The sequence below is a fragment of the Cereibacter sediminicola genome (assembly GCF_007668225.1).
GTDB classification, from domain to species: Bacteria; Pseudomonadota; Alphaproteobacteria; order Rhodobacterales; family Rhodobacteraceae; genus Cereibacter_A; species Cereibacter_A azotoformans.
The window spans coordinates 20,634-42,489 of the sequence record NZ_VDEK01000028.1; the positions used below are offsets into that span (position 1 = coordinate 20,634).

Consider the following 21,856-nt stretch of genomic DNA (forward strand, 5'->3'; position numbering starts at 1 on the left):
GAACAGACGGTCCTGCCGAGGCGGGGCAGAGGTTCCCGAGACAGTCCGGGAAGGCCCTTCATGACAAAACCCAACATCCTCATCCTGATGGTCGATCAGCTCAACGGGACGCTCTTTCCCGACGGGCCGGCCGACTGGCTGCACGCGCCGAACCTCAAGCGTCTGGCCGAGCGATCGACGCGGTTCGCGAACAGCTATACGGCCAGCCCGCTCTGCGCGCCGGCTCGCGCCTCGTTCATGTCCGGCCAGCTGCCCTCGCGGACCCGCGTCTATGACAATGCCGCCGAGTTCGCCTCGGACATCCCGACCTTCGCGCACCATCTCCGGCGCGCGGGCTACCAGACGACCCTTTCGGGCAAGATGCATTTTGTGGGACCCGACCAGCTCCACGGGTTCGAGGAGCGGCTGACGACCGACATCTACCCGGCCGATTTCGGCTGGACGCCGGACTACCGCAAGCCGGGCGAACGGATCGACTGGTGGTATCACAACCTGGGCTCCGTGACCGGCGCCGGTGTGGCCGAGATCACCAACCAGCTGGAATATGACGATGACGTGGCGCATCAGGCGATCCAGAAGCTCTATGACCTGTCGCGCGGCGCCGACGCGCGGCCCTGGTGCCTGACGGTCAGCTTCACCCATCCGCATGATCCGTTCGTGGCGCGCCGGAAATACTGGGATCTCTACGAGGATCATCCGATGCTCGAGCCGCCCGAGCCGATCCCCTATGCCCAGCAGGACCGCCACTCGCAGCGCCTGATGGACGCCTGCGACTTCGGCGCGTTCGAGATCACGCGCGACCATGTGCGCCGGGCGCGGCAGGGCTATTTCGCCAACATCTCCTACATCGACGATAAGATCGGCGAGATCCTCGCGGTGCTGGAGGCCTCGCGGCAGGAGGCGATCGTGGTCTTCGTCTCGGACCACGGCGAGATGCTGGGCGAGCGCGGCCTGTGGTTCAAGATGAGCTTCCGCGAGGGCTCGGCGCGGGTGCCGCTGATGATCGCCGCACCCGACCTGCCGGCGGGGCGGATCGCGGCGCCGGTCTCGACCATCGACGTCACGCCGACTCTCTGCGCGCTGGCGGGGATCGACATGGGCGAGATCGCGCCCTGGACCGACGGGATCAACCTCATGCCGCTGGCGCAGGGCGCCGCGCGTCCCGAGCCGGTGCTGATGGAATATGCCGCCGAAGGGTCGGTGACGCCCCTTGTCGCGATCCGGGACGGGCGGTGGAAGCATGTCCGGTGCCTTGCCGATCCCGATCAGCTGTTCGACCTTGAGGCCGACCCCGCCGAGCGGACGAACCTTGCCGCCGATCCCGCCCACGGCGAGACGCTGGCCCGGCTCCGGGCGCTCTCCGAGGCGCGCTGGGATCTGGCCGCCTTCGATGCGGCGGTGCGCGAGAGTCAGGCCCGCCGGTGGGTGGTCTATGAGGCGCTCCGGCAGGGCGGCTATTACCCGTGGGATTATCAGCCGCTGCAGAAGGCCTCCGAGCGTTACATGCGCAACCACATGGATCTGAACATCCTCGAGGAGAGCAAGCGCTTCCCCCGCGGCGAGTGAGCCTCGGCCAGCCCGTGGCCGCGGCAGCGCCGCCTGAAGGGGTTCGAAGCCCCCTCAGGCGGCCCCCCCCGCCCGCGCCGTGCCGCAAGTGCCGTAGGTCTGGCGGCGGACGTGTCGCACCGGGGCCTCGCGCCTTGCCTCATGGCTTCGGATGCGGCATGAGGGACAGATGAATGCACGCCTCAAAGCCCTGTCCGTTCACCTGCTGACCGCCACGGGGGCCGTGCTCTCGATGCTCGCCATGCTGGCTGCGGTCGAGGAAGAATGGAGCCTGATGTTCCTGTGGCTTGTCGTGGCGTTGTTCGTGGACGGGATCGATGGTCCGCTCGCCCGCCGCTATGACGTCAAGACCAACTGGCCAACCTACGACGGCGTGGTGCTGGATCTCATCATCGACTATCTCACCTATGTCTTCATACCCGCCTATGCGCTCTTCAAGTCGGGGTTGCTGACGGGATGGACGGGCTGGCTGGTCATCATCGTGATCGTCTATGGCTCGGCGATCTATTTCGTCGATACCCGCATGAAAACCCGGGACTATTCCTTTGCCGGCTTCCCGGCCTGCTGGAACATGGTGGTGCTCGTTCTCTTTGCCATCTCGCCGGGGGAATGGACCATCCTGGGGATCGTGCTGGCGCTGACGCTCGCCATGTTCACGAACCTCAAGTTCATCCATCCGGTGCGGACGGCGCGCTGGCGCATGGTCTCGCTTCCGGTCGCAACGGCCTGGGTCTTCTTCGCCGCATGGGCCGCCTGGGTCGAGTTCAACGAGGAAAGCTGGGCGCACTGGGGCCTTGTCGTGACCTCGGTCTATCTTGTGCTGGCGGGCGTGGTGCAGCAGATCATCCCGTCCCGCGCGAAGGCCTAGGCCGGGTCGGGCTCGCGCGGCTGGGCTAAGGGGGGCTGCAGCGGATGCGTGCGGTCCCTGATCCGGGTCGAGCCGCGATCGGCGGTTTCCGCGGCACGTTGCCTCAGAGCCGTGTGAGCATCACGCCCGCCACGATGAGGCCCGCGGCCACCGCCTTGTCCCGTGTCATCCGCTCGCCGAAGACCAGCCAGCCGATCAGGACCGCAAAGAGGATCGAGGTCTCGCGCAGCGCCGCCACCACGGCGATGGGGGCCACAGTCATGGCCCAGATCGAGATCGCATAGGCCCCGTAGGACGCGGCGCAGGCCAGCGTCCCGGCGGCCCAGGCATTGCGGTCAACCCGCAGAAGCGCCCGTCCCTTCCAGGCCACCATGCCCGCGCCGAACAGGATCCCGTCCGCCACGAAGACCCAGGCCACATAGGCCACCGCATCCCCCGAGACCCGCGCGCCCAGCCCGTCGATCATCGTGTAGCAGGCCGTCGCCGCCGCCGAGCCGAGCGCGAGCGGCAGGAGCCGCCGCTCCTCGCCCGAGGTGAAGACGCCGCGCGCCATGAGGAGTATCCCCGCCCCGAGGACCGCGATCCCTGCATATTGCCCCGCGCTCACCACGTCGGGGAGCGTCGCCGCCCCCACCAGCGCCACGACCATCGGCGCGGCTCCGCGCGCGATTGGATAGACGCGGCTCAGGTCGCCATGCTCGTAGGCAAAGGTCAGGAAGGCCTTGTAGGCAAAATGGCAGCAGCCCGCCGCGAGGACCCACGGCCAGACCTCGGCCGCAGGCCAGGGCCGCGTGAGGGCCACCGCCAGCCCGATCGGCACCTCGGCCACGGACAGGATGACCATGGCCGAGATCTTCGAGGTGCCGACCTTGATGATCGCGTTCCAGCCGGCATGGAGGAAGGCCGCGCACAGGACCGCCAGAAGGACAGGAAGGCTCATCCGCACCGTCCGCAGAACAATCTTCTGCCGTCCGCCCGACGGCCAGTGCGCGATCCTGACCGGGGGCGAGGGCACCTGCCTCGCCCCCGGTCAGATCCGCCGGAATCGGCTCAGCCGAGGACCTCGTTGCAGCGGGCGCAGGTGCCCGGATGCCTGTGGGTGCCCACGTCCGGCAGATACTGCCAGCACCGCTCGCACTTGGCGCCCTCGGCGCGCTCGAAGACCACGCCCACGCCCTGAACCTCGGGCAGGCGGAAAGCCTCGGCCGGCATCGGATCGCCGGTCAGCGCCAGGTCCGACGTGATGCAGACCTCGGCGAAATCGACCGACTTCAGCGCCGACAGCACGTCGGGCTCGCGCACATGGACGACCGGCGCGGCCTCGAGGCTGGCCCCGATCACCTTGGCCGTCCGCTGCACCTCGAGCGCGGCCGTCACCACGCGCCGCACCTGCCGCAGCGTGGCCCACTTCGCGGCCAGAGGCTCGTCGCGCCAGTCGGCGGGCGTGTCGGGCATGTCCTGCAGGTGGATCGAGCTGTCCGCGCCGGGGAAGCGCGAAAGCCAGACATCCTCCATCGTGAAGACGAGGATCGGCGCGAACCAGGTGGTCAGCCGGTGGAACAGCAGGTCCATCACCGTGCGCGCCGAGCGGCGGCGGAGGCTGGTGGCCGCGTCACAGTAGAGCGCGTCCTTGCGGATGTCGAAGTAGAAGGCCGAGAGGTCGCTGGTGCAGAAGGTGAAGAGCTTCTGGAACACGCCCTGGAAGTCGTAGGCGGCATAGCCGCGCCGCACCTCGGTATCGAGTTCGGCCAGCCGGTGCAGCACCCAGCGTTCCAGCTCGGGCATGTCGGCGGGGGCCACGCGCTCGGCCTCGGAGAAACCGCCGAGCGCGCCCAGCATGTAGCGCAGCGTGTTGCGCAGGCGGCGGTAGCTGTCGGCTGTGCCCTTCAGGATCTCCTTGCCGATGCGCTGATCGACCGTGAAATCGGCCTGCGCCACCCAGAGCCGCAGGATGTCGGCGCCATACTGGTCGATCACCTCCTGCGGGACCACGGTGTTGCCGAGCGACTTGGACATCTTCATGCCCTTCTCGTCCAGCGTGAAGCCGTGGGTCACGACACCCCGGTAGGGCGCGCGTCCCTTGGTGCCGCAGGCCTGCAGCATCGAGGAATGGAACCAGCCGCGGTGCTGGTCGGTGCCCTCCATATAGACGTCGGCGATGCCGTCCTCGGTGCCGTCGGGCCGGTCGCGCAGCACGAAGGCATGGGTCGAGCCGCTGTCGAACCAGACGTCGAGCACGTCGAAGATCTGCTCATAGGCCTCGGGATCGTGGAGCCCGCCCAGCACCTGGGCCTTGAAGCCCTGGCGATACCAGACGTCGGCGCCCTCGGCCTCGAAGGCGGCCGAGATGCGGGCGTTGACCTCAGGGTCCTTCAGCAGGAAGTCCGGGTCGGCGGGCTTCGCTCCCTTCTTCACGAAGCAGGTGAGCGGCACGCCCCAGGCGCGCTGGCGGCTCAGCACCCAGTCGGGCCGCGTCTCCATCATGGAATGGAGGCGGTTGCGGCCCGAGATCGGCGTGAACTTCACCAGCTCCTCGATCGAGCGCAGCGCGCGCTTGCGGATCGTGTCGCCATACTCGCCCATCCCGTCGTCGAGCGGATGGTCGATGGCCACGAACCATTGCGGCGTGTTGCGGTAGATCAGCGGCGCCTTCGAGCGCCAGGAATGCGGGTAGGAGTGCTTGAGCTTGCCCTTGGCGAAGAGCGCGCCCGCGCGGGCGAGCGCCTTGATGACCTCGACGTTGGCGGGGCCTTCCTTGCCCTCGGGCGTGATGATGACCTGCCCGCCGAAGAGCGGCAGGTCCGCCCGGTAGGAGCCGTCCTCGAGCACGTTGTAGGTCATGGGCAGGCCGAACTTCAGCCCGAGTTGATAGTCATCGTCGCCGTGGCTGGGCGCGGTATGGACGAAGCCCGTGCCCGCATCGTCGGTGACATGCTCGCCCGGCAGCATCGGCACGTCGAAGTCCCACTCGCCCGTGGAGCCTTCGAGCCCCCGGAACGGATGAGACAGCACTAGGCCCCGCAGCTCGTCGGACGAGACGGCGCGCAGGCGGGTAGCGGCCTCGATCCGGGCCGCCTTGAAGATGCCCTCCGCCAGCTTGTCGGCCAGGATCACCGTCTCGCCCACCTTCGAGGTGGCATTCTCGGCCACCACCTCGATGCGGTAGAGGCCGTAGGCGATCTCGGGGTTGAAGGCCACGGCGCGGTTCTGCGGGATGGTCCAGGGCGTCGTGGTCCAGATCACGACCGACGCCACCAGCGCCTCGGTGTGCAGGCAGGCTTCGGCCTCGGGGAAGGCGCCCGCCACCACCACCGGGAACTTCACCCAGATCTGGTGCGAGGTGTGGTCGTGATATTCGACCTCGGCCTCGGCCAGCGCGGTCTTCTCGACCGGGCTCCACATCACGGGCTTGGAGCCCTGATAGAGCGAGCCGTTCATCAGGAACTTCATGAATTCCTCGGCAATCACCGCCTCGGCGTGGAAGTCCATCGTCAGGTAGGGATCGGCCCAGTTGCCGGTCACGCCCAGCCGCTTGAACTCCTCGCGCTGGATCTGCACCCAGCCCTCGGCGAACTTGCGGCACTCCTGCCGGAAGGCCACCACATCCACATCGTCCTTGTTCAGGCCCTTGGCACGATACTGCTCCTCGATCTTCCACTCGATCGGCAGGCCGTGGCAGTCCCAGCCCGGCACATAGCGCGCGTCAAAGCCCATCATCTGGTGCGAGCGCACGATCATGTCCTTGATCGTCTTGTTCAGCGCGTGCCCGATATGCAGGTGCCCGTTGGCGTAGGGAGGGCCGTCGTGCAGCGTGAAGGGCTTGCGGCCGGTCTTCTCGCGCAGGCGGTCGTAGATCCCGATCCGTTCCCAGCGCGCCAGCCACTCCGGCTCGCGCTGGGGCAGGCCCGCGCGCATCGGAAAGTCGGTCTCGGGCAGGAAGACGGTGTCCTTGTAGTCGGGGACGGTGGTCGTGTCGGCGGACATCGGATGCGGTCCTTTGGGAATGTGGGGGATCGGGCGCGGCCCCCCGGGCCTTGGCGCCGCGCAAACGTCGTCACCCGGCGCCTGAAGTCAGGACGCCGGGCCGGTAATTCGGGCGATGATCGCGATGCGATGCCTCATGGGCTGGCTTATAGACGCGCCCCGCGGGCCGGTCCAGTGGCGCGGAGCCTCACCTGTCGAAGAGGCCCGTAAGGCTGCGGCTGATGAGGTTCGTGACTTTCGGGCGCGGCGCGGTGTGGAAGGGCAGCGGGCGGCACAGCTCCATCGCGGCCACGCCCACCCGCGCGGTGAGCGCACCGTTCACCATCCCCTCGCCGAAGCGGCGCGAGACCTTCGAGAGAACCCCTCCGCCCGCCACCGAGTGGAGCAGGTCGTCGGTCATGGCCACAGCCCCCGCCGCGATCAGCGAGGTGAAGACCCGGCGCAACAGGCGCACGCTGCCGAAGCTGCCCGAGCGCCCGCCGTAGATCTCGGCGATGCGGCGCACCATGCGGAGGTTGGCGTAAAGCGCCGTCGCCACATCGGCCAGCGCCAGCGGCACCAGCGCGGTAACCGCCGCCACCTGCCGCGCCGCCGCCTCGATCTCGCGCCGCGCGCTCTGGTCGAGCGAGACCAGAAGCTCGTTCTCGGCCAGCCCCAGCAGCCCGTCCACGTCGAAGACCTCGGCCTGCCGCTCGGCCAGCCGCGCGCGGCCCCAGCGCAGGTCGGGCCGGTGGCCATACATCTTCTCGATGGCCCCCACCACGCGGCGGGCGGCCTTCAGATCGCCCGAGGCGCGGGCGGCGATCGCGGACTCGCGCAGGCTGTCGAGCCGCTCGAGCCGGACATAGGCCCACCATTCGCGCAGCGCGAGCGCGAGGCCGGTGACGACGGCGGTGCCGATCAGCACGAAGGCCACCGCCCCCAGCAGGCTGTTGCGCGTCAGGAGCGAGGTGACGAAATCCACCGCCGCCACCGACAGGACGAACACCAGCAGCGTGCCGAACACCCAGCCCGCGAAGCGGCCCAGCCGCGAGGTGCGGACTGTGGCGATCCGGCTTGCGGCCAGCATCCCCTGCCCCTGCGGCAGGTCGAGGTCGGGCACCGGCGGCACGTCAGCGGGCGTGGGCCCTGAGACGGTCTCGGGCGGCGGTGGCGGGCGGCGGGCCAGGCGCGGCGCGTCGGCCGGCCCCTCCTCGCGTGTGTCCCAGTCGAGAAGCATCGGTTTCTTCGGGGGCTTGTCGCTCACGACCTGTCTCCCTGCGGATGAAGGACAGCCGCCCGGCACCCCGCCGGACGGTCGAAACGGGTCACAGCCGGTCCCCGATCAGGAACTCGGCGGCGCGGTCGAGCCGGATGTGCGGCGGCCCCTCGCCGGGCTTGAGCAGCACGCGCGCGGGCGCAAAGGTCATCAGCGCGAACTCGGCGTCGAGCCAGCGTTGCACCCCCTCACGCGCGGGCGAGAGGAGGCGCGTGGGGTCCGAGGGCAACTCGCCGGGATACATCGCCACCTGCCGCCCGCTCGACAGAAGCCGCCCGCGCACCGCCTCGACCGTCTCGCCGTGGCGCGTCACCTCCTCCTCGACGGTGGCGCGCACCGAGGCGAGCGACATGGCCGCCGTCAGCGATCCCGCGAAGGCCGCCCGGTCGCGCGCCTCGCGCAGCATCGCCTCCATGATGGCGGTGAGCTTGGGGTGCTGGGTGTGGTGCAGGTGGTCGGCCATCGTGGCCGCGAACAGGATCCGCTCGACCCGGTGGCCCAGAAGCAGCGTCGAGAGGAACGAGTTCCGACCCGGGCGGAAGGCGGTCAGGATCTCGGCCATCGTGCGGCGCAGATCCTCGAGAGCCTGCGGCCCCGCATGGATCGCCCCCATCGCATCGACCAGCACCACCTGCCGGTCGATCTTCGAGAAATGCTCGCGGAAGAAGGGGCGGACGACATTCTCCTTGTAGCTCTCGTAGCGCCGGCCCATCTCGCGCCAGAGGCTCGTGCGGGACGTCTGGGCGGGCATCGGCAACGGCGCGAAGGTCAGCACCGGCGAGCCCGCCAGATCCCCCGGCAGCAGGAACCGCCCCGGCGTGCAATCCGACCAGCCCGCCCGGCGCGCGGCCTGCAGATAGGCGGTAAAGCTCGCCGCCAGCGCCTGCGCCTGCGACTCCTCGAGCGGGAGCGAGCCATCGGCGGCGCGCGCGGTCGCCATGAAATCGCGCGCTTCCTCGCGCAGCGACAGCCGCTTCAGCGTCTCTTCGGACCATTGCGCGTAGGTCTTGTCCATCAGCGCGAGGTCGAGCAGCCACTCTCCCGGATAATCCACGATGTCGAGATGGACGGTGCGCGGCCCGGTCAGGCCCGAGATCATCCCCGAAGGCCGCACCCGGAACGAGAGCCGAAGCTCCGAGATCGAGCGCGTGGACGAGGGCCAGCGGGGATCCTCGCCAAGGATCGCGGCCAGATGGTTCTCGAAATCGAACCGCGGCAGCGTGTCGTCGGGCTGGGGCTGCAGGAAGACCGCGTCGATGCGCCCTTCGGCGTGGGCGCGCAGCTGTGGCATCCGCCCCCGGTCCAGCAGGTTCGCCACCAAGCCGGTGATGAAGACGGTCTTTCCCGCCCGCGACAGGCCGGTGACACCGAGCCGGATCACCGGCTCGAAGAAGGTTTCGGAGACGGTGCTGACGGCGCCCTCGATTCCGCGCGCCACACCGTCGGTCAGTCTGCGGAGAACCACGCGCCTGCCTCTCTTTGTGCCGCTTCAAGGATAGGCGGCCCTTGAGGATGGATGTAGGCGCGACGGGCCGCTGTGCCAACAGGCCGCATCCGCCGGCGCGGATCGCAGGATCGGCGGCAGCCGGCCATTGGCGCTTCGTGAATGGCGGGCGCACCCCGTCCTTGGCAGGGCGCGGCTGCGGTGCTAGGGGGCGCGTCATGCCGAGATATGCGCTGAAGATCGAGTATGACGGTGCCCCGTTCGCGGGCTGGCAACGGCAGGCCGTCCTGCCCTCGGTGCAGGGCGCGATCGAGGCCGCGCTGGGGCGTCTTGAACCCGGCCCCCACACGATCGCCGCGGCCGGGCGCACCGATACGGGCGTTCACGCCACGGGACAGGTGGCCCACTGCGACCTTGGCAAGGACTGGGACCCGTTCCGCCTCGCGGGGGCGCTCAACGCCCATCTGAAACCCCTGCCGGTGGCGGTTGTCGCCGCCGCACGGGTGGGTGAGGACTTTCACGCCCGCTTCTCGGCGATCGAGCGGCGCTATCTCTTCCGGCTGCTCGCGCGGCGCGCGCCGGAGGTCCATGACCGGGGGCGGGTCTGGCGCGTGCCGCATCCGCTGGATGGTGCGGCCATGCGCGAGGCGGCAATCCATCTTGTGGGGCGGCACGATTTCACCACCTTCCGGGCGATCGGCTGTCAGGCGGCCTCGCCGATCAAGACGCTGGATGAGCTGACGCTCGAGACGGTCGAGGTGCCGAACGGGGTGGAATACCGCTTCCGCCTGCGGGCGCGCAGCTTCCTGCACAATCAGGTCCGCTCGATCGTGGGCACGCTCGAGCGGGTGGGCGCCGGCGCCTGGGCACCGGATCGGGTGAAGGAGGCGCTCGAGGCCCGCGACCGCGCCGCCTGCGGTCCGGTCTGCCCGCCGCAGGGCCTCTATCTCACCGGGGTGGGCTACCCGGAGGATCCGTTCGCCGCCACCTGACGGCCGGGCACGCGAAGCCGCTCAGGCTTCGGTCAGATGGGCCTCGTTCAGATCCTTGAGCAGCCGCCCGTGGCGGCGCACCTCGGAGAGCACGGCGCCGAAGGTCTCGAAGCCCCGGCCCTGCAGCATCGGCAGCAGTTTCAGGAAGGCGTCGGCCGTGGCGACCGTGTCGCCGATGGCCGTGTGGCGCGCCTCTTCCGGGATGGTGATCCCCAGACGGTGCGCCAGCGCATCGAGGCTGTGCACCTCGGTCTGCCCGAAGAGAACCGCCGACAGGAGCACCGTGTCGAGTATCGGATTGTCGAACCGACGGTCGATCAGCAGCTCGGCCCGGCGCAGGAACTCCATGTCGAAGGGCGCATTGTGCGCGACAAGCACCGCGCCCTCGGCAAACTTGTGGAACTGCCGCCCGACCTCGATCATGTCCGGCGCCTCGGCCACCATCGCATCCGTGATCCCGTGGACCTCGGTGGACGAGGGAGGGATCGGCCGGCGCGGATTGACCAGCGTGTCGAACACCTCGCCCTCGACGCGGCGGCCGTTCACGATGCGGACGGCGGCGATCTGCACGATCTCATCCTGCGAGGGCATGAGGCCGGTGGTCTCGGTGTCAAAGACCACGTAGGTCAGATCCTCGAGCCGCGCCTCGGCCACCTTCTCGTTGCGGGCCTTCGAGAGCAGCTCGAAATCATAGACCACGGCCCGCGGGATCGGACGCGGGCGGCGGCCGGCACGGCGGGCGGCGCGCAACGGCAGGCAGAGCGCATTCTCTCCCGGAGCCGCAGGTTCGGGCCAGATCTCGGTCGTGTGGGTGGAAAGCACGGTGCGGCCCGTCACCTCGGGCACACCCGGTTCGAGCGGCTCGCCCAGCCAGTCCTCGAGCAGGCCGACGGGCAGCGGAGCGCCCTGCCAGACCAGCCGCAGCATGGCCTCGGTTCCGTCCTCGGTCAGGGTCACGCGGAAGTGGTTGCCGGTGCGGCGGGCCGCGACGCGGGCGGCCAGGGTCGCCACCAGACCGATCACCTCGAACCCGTTGCAGCGCAACAGCAGCGGCGCTTCGCCGATCTCGGCCGAAAGGCCCGCCTGTTCCATCCGCGCCCTCAGCCCGTCGAGCAGATCCGAGGCGCGCGTGATCGACAGCGGCCAGCCGTCGTGCCGGCTCTCGTCGTGCCGGGCGCCGAGGTCGGTGATCGCGGCGGCGAGACCGCCGACTTCCTGCCGCAGCGCCCGCTCGACATCCGGCGGCGGGCAGGTGCCGGGCGGAAGCACCTCGAACAGCGTCTGGAGGTTGGCCGCCGGCCGCCGCACCCGGTCGAACACCTCGGCCAGCAGCGCCTCGCGACGCGCGTAGGACGCAAGCGCCGAGGTGACGTCGCGCAGCGTGAGGACATAGCCGGGCTTCGTGGTCTCGCCCCCGATCAGCCGCATCCGCGCGGCCAGCACCCGCGCACCGACTACCGTCGTGCAGAGGATGTCCGAGGCCGCATCCGGGTCGCCCGCCTCGACGAGCCGCTGGTGGGCGTGGCGGATCGGCCCGTCGCGCAGATAGTCGAAGAGATTGCGGTCGAGGCCCGGCGCGCCGGCCGTGTTCATCAGGTCGGTCGCCGGTCCGTTATAGAACACGAGCTGGTGGTCGCCCGAACAGAGCAGCACCCCCACCGGCACATCGGACAGCAGCGCCTCGAGCCGGGCCTTCTCGGACGAGAGGCGCGACGTCTCGCGCGCGACGGACTCGGCCAGGGCGTTCCGCGTCTCGGCCAGCGTCAGGGCCGTGGCCGAAGCCGCGGGCTCGAGATCGCCGAGGTAGCGGGCCGTCGGCTCTTCGATCGCGCCATCGACGGCGGCATGGGCCCGTGCCCGCAGCTTCGAGGCGAGCCGGATGATCGGCAGCGCCACATTGGCATCGAACAGATACCAGATCCAGGTGACGAGGCCCAGGATCGCAAGCCCGGCCACAAGGCCGACCTGCTGGAAGGCGGGCAGCAGCTCGGGGGCGCTGAGGCGCCGATAGGCGAGGAACAGGCCGATCGACACCGCCACATTCGCCCCCACTGCCAGCGCAGCGAAGAAGAGCAGGATCCGCACGCGCAGGTTGAGGCGATCGAGCATGGATCAGACCCCTTCGCCCAGGAGCCGGCGGACCTCCTCACGCAGGGCCTTGAGTTCGAACGGCTTCGAGATGAACCCGTCCGCGCCGAGCGCCAGACCCTTCTTGCGCTCGATGGCCGACCCGCGCGCCGTCATCATCAGGATCTTGACGTCGGCGAGCGTCGGGTCGAGCCGGACGCCCTGACAGATCTCGTAGCCCGAGACCTCGGGCAGCATCACGTCCAGCAGCACGAGATCGGGATGGGTGGCACGGATGCGGCCGAGCGCCTCGGCCCCGCTTGCCACCCGGTCGTGCTCGTAGCCTTCGCGCGTGATGAGATAGTCGAGCGCGATGGCGATGTTGTCCTCGTCCTCCACCACGAGGATCCGGCGCTTTCTGGCTCCGTCGGCCATGTCACCCCTCCCTGCAGGCCGCTGTCAGCAGTTCGTCGTCGTCCGGGACCGACAGCCAGCTGGTGCCGGTCAAGGTGCCGTCGGGCCGAAGCTCCGACGTGGTCTCGAGATTTGCCGTGCGCCGGCGCGCGCAATCGAAGGCCATGGGCACGCGCTGGGTGTTGTGCCACCGCTGCACCACCACCACCTCGGCGCGGCGGATGGCGGGATCGGTCTCCGATCGCAGCATCCCCGTCCGGTCCAGCGCCATGAAGCGGGTGGCGACCGGGAAGAGGAACGTCCAGGGGCGGATGCCCACACGGTCCTGCGGCGCCGAGATCACCACGACCTCGGACGGCAGGGCGGCGGTCACGCGCGGATACCAGCTGTATTCGTTCCAGACCGAAAAGAGCAGCATCCCCGCCCCCGCCGCCGCCGGAACGATCCATTTCGGCAGGCGCTGACCGCTCAGCCGGCGCAGGAGCAGCGCGATCCCGGCGAGACCGGCTCCGGCGGCGAGGGTGGCGAGGAGGTCCATGACCATGATTCAGGCCTTCAGGTGCGCGCGCCGCGGGCCGAGCCCAGCGCGGATTGCATGGTGCGGACGACCACGAAGGCGTCGCGCAGGTGGCTGCGTTCGAAATCCGACAGGTCTGACGGCGCGAGGAAATTGTCAGGGCTGCGGCCGGACCGGATCAGCCGTGCCTGGTTCTCGAGCCGGATCTGGGCGATCATGTCGTAGGCCTCGACCAGATCGCGCGCGCCCGACACCGAGATCACGCCGGCATTCTCGGCCGCCTGTAGCCGCGCGCGGGTGTTCACCGGCTCAAGCTCGCCGATCAGCGCATAGACGCGGCCGAGGTCGATCACCGGCACCACGCCATTGTGCTTCAGGTCGATGTGGTTCTTGTGCTCTCCCGACCGGATGGTGGCAAAGCCGCGGATCAGGCCCAGCGGGGGCGTATGCTTCAGCGAGTTCGAGATCATGTGGGCCACGAAGATCGAGTTCTTCGCCGCCACCGCCGCCGTATCGGCCCGCAGCTCGTGGAAAAGGCTCTCGTCGCCGCCGATCGGGCGCAGGTCGAACATCACCGACGAGAGCATCTGCGCCATCGGGTCCGGCCGGTCGATCCAGCCGAGGAAATACTGCCGCCAGACCGAAAGCCGCTGACGCCAGCGCGGGTTGGTGGCCATCATGTCGCCGGGGCAGTGGATGTAGCCGCAGGCGTGCAACCCGTCCGAGACCTGCCGAGCCAGCTCGGAGAAGTAGGCGTCATCGGCCGGAAGCGTCTTGTCGGACAGGATCAGGCAGTTGTCCTGATCCGAAAGGCCCGTCTGCTCCTGCCGGCCCTGGCTTCCGCAGGCGCACCAGCAATAGGGCACGGGCGGCGGCCCGAGCCGGGCCTCGGCCAGCGTCAGCAGGCGCCGTGTCACAGTGTCGGAAATGTCGGTGATGAGGCGCGTGACCACCTCATGCGAATTGTGCCCCGCCACCAGCTGAACCAGCAGCTTGGGGATGCGCGAGGTCACGGCCTGCAACTCGGGCAGCGACTCGGCCGTGGCCGCATCCCGCACGAGCTGGGCCGAGGACACGGCCTGAAAGCGGGTCAGGTCGGTCTGGGTGATCATGCCCACCAGACGGCCTTCCTCGATCACCGGCAGATGGCCGATCCGCCGCTCGAGCATCACATGAAGGATGTCGGACCCAAGAGCCTCGGGCGGAAGGGCGATCGGGTCGCGGGTCATCACCTCGGCCACCGGCGTCGCGGGATCGAGCCCCACCGCCACCACCTTGTTGGTCATGTCGCGCGTGGTCACGATGCCGAGGAAGGTCGGCCCCTCCACGACACCCAGCGAGGACACGCCGGCGTCGCGCATCTTCATCGCCGCGGCCCGGATCGTCTCGGCGGGCCCGCAGGTCACGGGCTTGCGCGCCATCAGGTCGGCCACCTTCTGCGTGGTCAGGTCGGACGCGCGATACCCTTGGGTCCGTCGCCGGGTGAAGAACCGCTCGAAGGCGGGCGAGGCGGCAAAGAGCCGCCGGAACTCGTCGGCGGGCAGCATCAACAGCACCCCGTCCGTCGTGGCCTGCGCCGTGGTGGCCGCGCGGCCGTCGCGCATGAGCCCCCGCTCGCCGAACGAGTTGCGCGGCCCGAGCACCGAGATCACGTCGCCCGACGGCTCGAGGATCTCGACCCCGCCACGCTTGACGAGATAGAGCCCGACCAGCCGGTCTCCGTGACGATAGACTGTCTCGCCGGCGGCGATCACCCTGCGGCTGAAGCAACCGGCGACACGCGCCAGTTCGTCCTGCGGCAGGCTGTCGTAGGGATGCACCGTCTCCAGAAAGCTCACGATGGTCTGGACGTCTTCCATGAGGCTCCTCGACACTGCACCTGGGTGGCGCGCCCCCGAGGGTGGGGGCGCACCGTTGATCTCAGTGGGCCGTGGCCTTGCCGGCACCGCGCGGGATGCGGATGCTCTCGACCAGTTCGACCACTTCGCGCGGGGGCGCCTTCGTGATGGCCGACACCAGGAAGGCCACGCCGAAGTTCAGCAGCGCACCCACGGTCCCGATGGACAGCGGCGAGATGCCGAAGAAGTAGTTGGCGGGCACGTCCTCGAACGTGGCGGTGCCGGGGATGAAGAACCAGCCCTTGTAGAGGAAGATGTAGACCGCGGTGAAGACGAGGCCGACGAGCATCCCGAGGATGGCGCCTTCCTTGTTCACGCGCTTGGAGAAGATCCCCATCATCAGCGCCGGGAAGATCGTCGCGGCGGCCAGACCGAAGGCCAGCGCCACCACCTGCGCGGCGAAGCCGGGCGGGTTGAGGCCGAGCCAGGTGGCGATCACGATCGCACCCGTCATCGAGATCCGCGCGGCCAGAAGCTCACCCTTCTCCGAGATGTTGGGATTGATCGAGCCCTTGATGAGGTCGTGCGAGATCGCCGACGAAATGGCCAGAAGCAGGCCCGCGGCGGTCGAGAGGGCGGCAGCCAGCGCACCGGCGGCCACGAGCGCGATCACCCAGCCCGGAAGCGCGGCGATCTCGGGGTTGGCGAGCACCATGATGTCGTTGTCGATCTTGGTGACCTCGTTGCCGACCCAGCCGCGTTCGGCCGCGATGGCCTGCATCGCCGGGTTGGCCTCGTTGTAGTACTGGATCATGCCGTCGCCGTTCTTGTCTTCCATGACGAGAAGGCCGGTCTGTTCCCAGGTCTTCACCCAGCTCAGGCGCGGGTCGTTCTGGATCGACTCGAGGCTGATGGCGTCACCGTCCAGCGCATTGCCGGCCACGGCGTTCGGCCACATGGTCGTGGTCAGGTTCAGGCGCGCCATCGAGCCGACGGCCGGGGCCACGGTGTAGAGCAGCGCGATGAAGACCAGCGCCCAGCCGGCGGACGAACGGGCGTCGGCCACCTTCGGCACGGTGAAGAAGCGGATGATGACGTGCGGCAGACCCGCGGTGCCGATCATCAGCGACATGGTGAACAGGAACATGTTCAGCTGGCTGGTGGTGTCGGCGGTGTAGGCCGTGAAGCCGAGTTCGGTCACCACCTGGTCGAGCTTGGCCAGGAACGCCTGGTCGCCGCCGCCCGGAGCATAGTTGCCGATCAGGCCCAGCTGCGGCAGGAACGAGTTGGTCAGCGCCAGCGAGATGAAGATCGCCGGGATCGTGTAGGCGATGATCAGCACGACATACTGCGCGACCTGGGTGTAGGTGATGCCCTTCATGCCGCCGAACACCGCATAGGCGAAGACGATCGCCGCGCCGATGTAGAGGCCCATGTCGGTCGAGATCTCGAGGAAGCGCCCGAAGGTCACGCCCACGCCGCGCATCTGCCCGATCACATAGGTGACCGAGATGATGATGAGGCAGATCACCGCCACGAGGCGCGCGGTGCCCGAGTAGAAGCGGTCACCGATGAACTCCGGCACGGTGAACTTGCCGAACTTGCGCAGGTAGGGCGCAAGCAGCAGCGCCAGCAGCACATAGCCGCCGGTCCAGCCCATGAGGAAGGCCGACTGCGTGTAGCCGCCCGCCGGGGCCAGCGCGATGATGCCGGCCATCGAGATGAAGGACGCCGCCGACATCCAGTCGGCGCCGGTCGCCATGCCGTTCGCCACGGGGTGGACGCCCTGGCCGGCCGCATAGAACTCGGCGGTGGAGCCCGCCCGGGCCCAGATCGCGATCCCGATGTAGATGGCGAAAGTGATGCCAACCACGATCAGGTTGAGGGTGAATTGATCCATTCGTTCCTGCCTCCCTTACTCGTCCACGCCGTACTGGCGGTCCAGGCGGTTCATCAGCCACGCATAGACGAAGATCAGCACGAGGAAGACGTAGATCGACCCCTGCTGCGCAAACCAGAAGCCCAGGTCGGCGCCGCCCACCATGATGCCTTCCAGCGCCGGACGCAGGAGGATGCCGAGACCGAACGAGCAGGCGAACCAGATCGCCAACGAGATGAGGATGATGCGGACGTTCGCCGACCAGTAGGCATTCGACGACGTCCGGTCTGATGTCACATGACCAGTTCTGTCCACCATTGGACCTTCTCCCTGTAGGTTTCTTCTCCCTGCCGGCGTCCCACCTCCTCGAGGGACGCTGGCCTCTTCACGCGGATACGCGATCCACGATCCGGCCGAGGGACCGGGCGATCTCGTCGATGGCTCCCATCGCGTCGATCCGCTCCAGCACGCCGCAGCCGTCGTAGTAGGCGATCAGCGGCGCCGTCTGCGCATGGTAGGCGGCAAGCCGCGCTCCCACGGTTTCGGCGTTGTCGTCGGGGCGGCGCCTGAAATCCGTCCCTCCGCACTTGTCGCAGGTTCCTGCCACGGCAGGCTGCTTGAAGTGGTCGTGATAGCCCTCGCCGCAGGCAGCGCAGGTGAAGCGGCCCGAGACACGCTCGACCATGGCCGCGTCATCCACCTCGAGGCTGATGGCGGCCGTCACCCTTTGGCCGGTGCGCCCAAGAAGCCCGTCGAGGGCCGCAGCCTGCCCCGCGGTGCGGGGAAAGCCGTCGAGGATGATGCCGCGCGCCACATCCGGCTCGGCCATCCTGTCGGCGAGGATTTCGAGCACGATCTCGTCCGACACGAGGCCGCCGGCCTCCATCACCGCCTTGGCGGCCATGCCCGCAGGCGTGCCCGCGGCCACCGCCGCGCGCAAGAGATCCCCCGTCGAGAGCTGGACGAGGCCGAAGCGCTCCTCCAGCATCCGCGCCTGTGTGCCCTTGCCCGCTCCCGGAGGCCCGAGCAGGATCAGCACGGCCGGACGGGTCGTGGTCCCGGTCACGCCCTCCATGCCTCAGCCCCGGTTCTTGCGGTTGGAGATCAGGTCGTCCACCACCGAAGGGTCGGCCAGCGTCGTGGTGTCGCCGAGGCTGCCGAAGTCGTTCTCGGCGATCTTGCGCAGGATGCGGCGCATGATCTTGCCCGAGCGGGTCTTGGGCAGGCCCGGCGCCCACTGGATGATGTCGGGCGAGGCGATCGGGCCGATCTCGGTCCGCACCCACTTGACCAGATCCTTGCGCAGCTCTTCCGACGGCTCGACCCCGTTCATCAGCGTGACATAGGCGTAGATGCCCTGCCCCTTGATGTCGTGCGGATAGCCCACCACCGCGGCCTCGGCGACCTGGGCATGGGCGACCAGCGCCGATTCCACCTCGGCCGTGCCCATCCGGTGGCCCGAGACGTTGATCACGTCATCGACCCGGCCGGTGACCCAGTAATAGCCGTCCGCATCGCGGCGGCAGCCGTCGCCGGTGAAGTAGTAGCCCTTGTACTGCGAGAAGTAGGCCTCCTCGAAGCGCTCGTGATCGCCCCAGAGCGTGCGCATCTGCCCCGGCCAGCTGTCGGCGATGCAAAGGACGCCCTCGGTCGCCGTCTCGGTCAGCTCGTGCCCGTCGGTCGGGTCTAGGACCACCGGCTTCACCCCGAAGAAGGGCTTCGAGGCCGCGCCCGGCTTGACCGGGATCGCGCCCGGCAGCGGCGTGATCATGTGGCCGCCGGTCTCGGTCTGCCAGAAGGTGTCGACGATCGGGCAGCGGCCCTTGCCGACATGGGTGTTGTACCAGCTCCAGGCTTCGGGATTGATCGGCTCGCCGACCGAACCGAGCAGCTTCAGCGACGAGAGGTCGTACTTCTCGACCCACTCCGGCCCGAGGCCCATCAGCGAGCGGATCGCCGTCGGCGCGGTGTAGAACTGGTTGACCTTGTGCTTCTCGCAGACCGCCCAGAAGCGCCCCGCATCCGGGTAGGTCGGCACGCCCTCGAACATCAGCGTGGTGGCGCCATTGGCCAGCGGACCATAGACGATGTAGCTGTGGCCGGTGACCCAGCCCACATCCGCCGTGCACCAGAAGACGTCGCCGTCATGGTAGTCGAACGTCATCTGGTGGGTCATCGCCGCGTAGGTCAGATACCCGCCCGAGGTGTGGACGACGCCCTTCGGCTTGCCGGTCGAACCCGAGGTGTAGAGGATGAAGAGCGGATCCTCGGCGCCGACCTCCTCGATCGGGCAGTCGGGCGAGGCCTGCGCCATCATCGCCTTCACATCGACGTCGCGGCCGTCCATCCAGTGGATCTGGTCGCCGGTGTGCTTGACCACAAGGCAGCGCACCCGGTCCGAGCAGTGCAGCAGCGCGGCATCCGTGTTCGACTTCAGCGGCGTGCGGCGGCCGCCGCGCGGCGCGGTGTCGGCGGTGATCACCACCTTGGCCTGGCAGTCGTTGATCCGGTTCGCCAGCGCGTCCGGCGAGAAGCCCGCGAAGACCACCGAATGGATCGCGCCGATCCGCGCGCAGGCCAGCATCGCATAGGCCGCCTCGGGGATCATCGGCAGATACATCACCACGCGGTCGCCCTTGCGCACGCCCTGGCTGACCAGCACGTTCGCCATGCGGCAGACCTGATCGTGCAACTCCTGATAGGTGATGTGCTGGGCGGGAGTGTTGGGATCATCCGGCTCCCAGATGATCGCGGTCTGGCTGGCGCGGGTCGCCAGATGGCGGTCGATGCAGTTCCAGGCAACGTTCAGCGTGCCGTCCTCGAACCACTTGATCGAGACCTCGCCCAGCTTGAAGTTCGTGTTCTTGACCTTGGTGTAGGGCTTGATCCAGTCGAGCCGTTTGCCCTGCTCGCCCCAGTAGGCCTCGGGATCGGCCACGGATGCAGCATACATCCGCTCGTAGCCGGCGGCATCGACATGCGCCTGCGCAATGAAATCTGCCGAGGCGGAATAGACCGCATTCGTCTGAGCGTGATCCATGAAAGCTCCTCCAACATGCAGGCCTGGCGTGGCCCGCCACACGGCCGCAACCGCGGCCACCCTCCTCCAATAGACAGAGTGTAACGCATCAGTCAATTTTCGCGTAACTCTTTTTGCAGCCTCGCTTTTTCTGTAATTTCCTTTACTGTCGCGTCGAAAAGCTGTAAATCCTGAAAATTGACAAACTCATTTGCGCTTGTTTTTCAACGGCCTGTCCGCGGTCGGCTGACGCAGGGTCACGAGACCCGCCGCCGGACCGTGCCCGCCGCGGCGCACGCCCGGCAAATGGCTCGCAAGGCCGCAGCGGCACCATGCCGCTGCCCCATGCATCTGCGGCAGAAGGCGATTCGCTCAGTTTGCGAGGAACTCGTCCACGCCCGCCACGTCCGGCAGGTAGCGCACCAGAGGCTCGCGCAGCCCCTGCGCCAGCAGCACGCGGCGCACCTCGACGTTGGCCCCGGTCAGGAAGAGCTGGCCGCCGCGGCGGTGCATCTTGTGGGCCAGAAGCTCGAAGGAGCGCGCTCCCGAACTGTCGATGAAGGGCACCTCGGTGAAGTCGAGCACGAAGGCGCGCGGACGCTCGGCAAAGCGGTCAAGCGCCGAACCGAGCATGGCCGCCGCGCCGAAGAAGTAGGGGCCGCGCAGCCGGTAGATCACACGCTCGGACGTGACGGCGCCCGAGGGATCGGGCACCGGGGCCGGTTCGGCCGAGGCGCTTTCCGACATGCGGCGGATGAAGACAAGGCCACCCAGCGCAAAGCCCACGACGATCCCTTCGGTCAGGTCGCGGAACACGACGAGCAGGAAGGTGACCAGCACCACCATCGCATCCCCGCGCGAGGTCCGCAGGAGCGTCCAGAATTCCTCCTTCTCGAACATGTTCCACGCAACGACGGCCAGCAGCCCCGCAAGCGCCGCCAGCGGGATATAGGCGGCCAGGGGCGCGGCCAGCATCATGAACCCCAGCACGAAGAGGGCGCAGAGCATCCCCGAGACGGGGCTGCGCGAGCCCGCCCGCACGTTGGTGGCGGTCCGGGCGATGGTGCCGGTGACGCAGAAGCCGCCGAAGACGGCCGAACCGACGTTGGCCCAGCCCTGTGCGATCAGTTCGGCGTTGGGACGGTGCTGGGTGCCCGCCATCCCGTCCGCCACCACCGCCGACAGGAGCGACTCGATCGCGCCCAGAAGCGTGAAGCTCACGGCCCAGGGAAGCGCCGCGATCAGGGCCTCGGTCCCGAGATCCGGCAGCGCGGGCATGGGAAGCATCGTGGGCAGCTCGCCGAAGCGGGTGCCGATCGTCTCGACCGGAAGGCCCAGCATCTCGACCGTGACCGAGGCCACGACGACCGCGATCAGCAGGCTCGGCAGGCGGGGCGCCAGCCGTTTCAGCGCCTCGATCATGGCGATGGTGCCCACGGCCACCGCAAGGGCCGGCGGTGTCAGCGTCCCGCGCGCGGCCCAGAGCACCTTGATCTTCTCGATCACGTCCGAAGGCTCGGGCCCGGCAAGGGTCAGGCCGAGCAGCTCCTTCATCTGGCTGGCCCCGATGATGACGGCGATGCCCGCCGTGAAGCCCACCGTCACCGGATAGGGAATGAAGCGGATGTAGCTGCCCATCCTCAGCGTGCCGAGCGCGATCAGCAGGAAGCCCGAGAGGAAGGTGGCAAGGATCAGCCCCTCGATCCCGGTCTGCATGACGCAGGCGGACACGAGCACGATGAACGCCCCGGCGGGCCCGCCGATCTGGAACCGGCTGCCGCCCAGGGCCGAGACGAGGAAGCCCCCCACGATCGCGGTGTAAAGCCCGCGCTCGGGGCCGACCCCCGATGCGATGGCGATGGCCGTCGAGAGCGGCAGGGCCACGATGGCCACCGTGAGCCCGGCCAGCGCGTCGGCCCTGAGGTCGCGCAGCCCGTAGCCCTCGCGCAGCACCGTCACGATCTTCGGCAGGAAATGATCCCAGAAGGTGAGGGTTGTATCGCGCATCGC

Annotated in this window: 16 protein-coding genes; 3 read left to right on the plus strand and 13 right to left on the minus strand. The window is 68.6% G+C overall.

The window, feature by feature from the left end; all coding sequences use genetic code 11:
• The first annotated feature begins 60 nt into the window (after nucleotides 1-60).
• Both betC and FG154_RS15790 read left to right on the plus strand, forming a co-directional pair.
• Nucleotides 61-1,566 carry a choline-sulfatase gene (gene betC, locus FG154_RS15785; protein ID WP_145109985.1) on the plus strand — a complete coding sequence of 502 codons (1,506 nt, stop codon included), beginning with the start codon at nucleotides 61-63 and terminating at the stop codon, nucleotides 1,564-1,566.
• A 151-nt stretch (nucleotides 1,567-1,717) separates the two neighbouring features.
• Complete coding sequence (locus FG154_RS15790; RefSeq protein WP_145109988.1) at nucleotides 1,718-2,434, plus strand: CDP-alcohol phosphatidyltransferase family protein; 717 nt, start codon at nucleotides 1,718-1,720, stop codon at nucleotides 2,432-2,434.
• Nucleotides 2,435-2,537: 103 nt separating this feature from the next.
• On the opposite strand, the gene FG154_RS15795 is transcribed toward FG154_RS15790, so the two are convergent.
• From FG154_RS15795 to FG154_RS15810, 4 genes are all read right to left on the minus strand, one after another.
• Nucleotides 2,538-3,374, minus strand: coding sequence for an EamA family transporter (locus tag FG154_RS15795; RefSeq protein WP_145109991.1), 837 nt, complete (start codon nucleotides 3,372-3,374; stop codon nucleotides 2,538-2,540).
• A 110-nt stretch (nucleotides 3,375-3,484) separates the two neighbouring features.
• Nucleotides 3,485-6,418: an isoleucine--tRNA ligase gene (gene ileS, locus FG154_RS15800; protein WP_145109993.1), complete on the minus strand. Its 2,934-nt coding sequence runs from the start codon at nucleotides 6,416-6,418 to the stop codon at nucleotides 3,485-3,487.
• A gap of 187 nt (nucleotides 6,419-6,605) precedes the next feature.
• Nucleotides 6,606-7,664: a YcjF family protein gene (locus FG154_RS15805; protein ID WP_145109996.1), complete on the minus strand. Its 1,059-nt coding sequence runs from the start codon at nucleotides 7,662-7,664 to the stop codon at nucleotides 6,606-6,608.
• 61 nt (nucleotides 7,665-7,725) lie between these two features.
• Nucleotides 7,726-9,141 (minus strand): YcjX family GTP-binding protein, encoded by a 1,416-nt coding sequence (locus FG154_RS15810; protein ID WP_145110001.1) that lies wholly within the window; start codon nucleotides 9,139-9,141, stop codon nucleotides 7,726-7,728.
• Nucleotides 9,142-9,338: 197 nt separating this feature from the next.
• Between FG154_RS15810 and truA the strand changes: the two genes are divergently transcribed.
• Nucleotides 9,339-10,112 carry a tRNA pseudouridine(38-40) synthase TruA gene (gene truA / locus FG154_RS15815; protein ID WP_145110003.1) on the plus strand — a complete coding sequence of 258 codons (774 nt, stop codon included), beginning with the start codon at nucleotides 9,339-9,341 and terminating at the stop codon, nucleotides 10,110-10,112.
• Between the two features lie 21 nt (nucleotides 10,113-10,133).
• Here truA and FG154_RS15820 read toward each other — a convergent pair whose 3' ends face one another.
• The 9 genes from FG154_RS15820 to FG154_RS15860 all read right to left on the minus strand — a co-directional run bounded on the left by FG154_RS15820 (nucleotide 10,134) and on the right by FG154_RS15860 (nucleotide 21,853).
• Nucleotides 10,134-12,221 (minus strand): 3'-5' exonuclease, encoded by a 2,088-nt coding sequence (locus FG154_RS15820; RefSeq protein ID WP_145110006.1) that lies wholly within the window; start codon nucleotides 12,219-12,221, stop codon nucleotides 10,134-10,136.
• 3 nt (nucleotides 12,222-12,224) lie between these two features.
• The gene (locus FG154_RS15825) at nucleotides 12,225-12,614 is read right to left on the minus strand and encodes a response regulator transcription factor (RefSeq protein WP_011907560.1); all 390 of its coding nucleotides are present in this window, start codon (nucleotides 12,612-12,614) and stop codon (nucleotides 12,225-12,227) included.
• 1 nt (nucleotide 12,615) lies between these two features.
• Nucleotides 12,616-13,137 carry a hypothetical protein gene (locus tag FG154_RS15830; RefSeq protein ID WP_145110009.1) on the minus strand — a complete coding sequence of 174 codons (522 nt, stop codon included), beginning with the start codon at nucleotides 13,135-13,137 and terminating at the stop codon, nucleotides 12,616-12,618.
• An 11-nt stretch (nucleotides 13,138-13,148) separates the two neighbouring features.
• Complete coding sequence (locus FG154_RS15835; RefSeq protein ID WP_145110012.1) at nucleotides 13,149-14,969, minus strand: DUF294 nucleotidyltransferase-like domain-containing protein; 1,821 nt, start codon at nucleotides 14,967-14,969, stop codon at nucleotides 13,149-13,151.
• A 61-nt stretch (nucleotides 14,970-15,030) separates the two neighbouring features.
• A complete protein-coding gene (locus FG154_RS15840; RefSeq protein ID WP_145110015.1) occupies nucleotides 15,031-16,848 on the minus strand; it encodes a sodium:solute symporter family protein in 1,818 nt (605 codons plus the stop codon).
• Between the two features lie 15 nt (nucleotides 16,849-16,863).
• Nucleotides 16,864-17,145 (minus strand): DUF4212 domain-containing protein, encoded by a 282-nt coding sequence (locus tag FG154_RS15845; RefSeq protein ID WP_011907564.1) that lies wholly within the window; start codon nucleotides 17,143-17,145, stop codon nucleotides 16,864-16,866.
• A 67-nt stretch (nucleotides 17,146-17,212) separates the two neighbouring features.
• Nucleotides 17,213-17,902, minus strand: a complete 690-nt coding sequence (locus FG154_RS15850; RefSeq protein WP_186312396.1) for an adenylate kinase — start codon at nucleotides 17,900-17,902, stop codon at nucleotides 17,213-17,215.
• Nucleotides 17,903-17,905: 3 nt separating this feature from the next.
• Nucleotides 17,906-19,867 carry an acetate--CoA ligase gene (acs, locus tag FG154_RS15855; RefSeq protein ID WP_145110018.1) on the minus strand — a complete coding sequence of 654 codons (1,962 nt, stop codon included), beginning with the start codon at nucleotides 19,865-19,867 and terminating at the stop codon, nucleotides 17,906-17,908.
• Between the two features lie 351 nt (nucleotides 19,868-20,218).
• Nucleotides 20,219-21,853, minus strand: coding sequence for a SulP family inorganic anion transporter (locus FG154_RS15860; protein ID WP_186312398.1), 1,635 nt, complete (start codon nucleotides 21,851-21,853; stop codon nucleotides 20,219-20,221).
• Nucleotides 21,854-21,856: the final 3 nt, after the last annotated feature.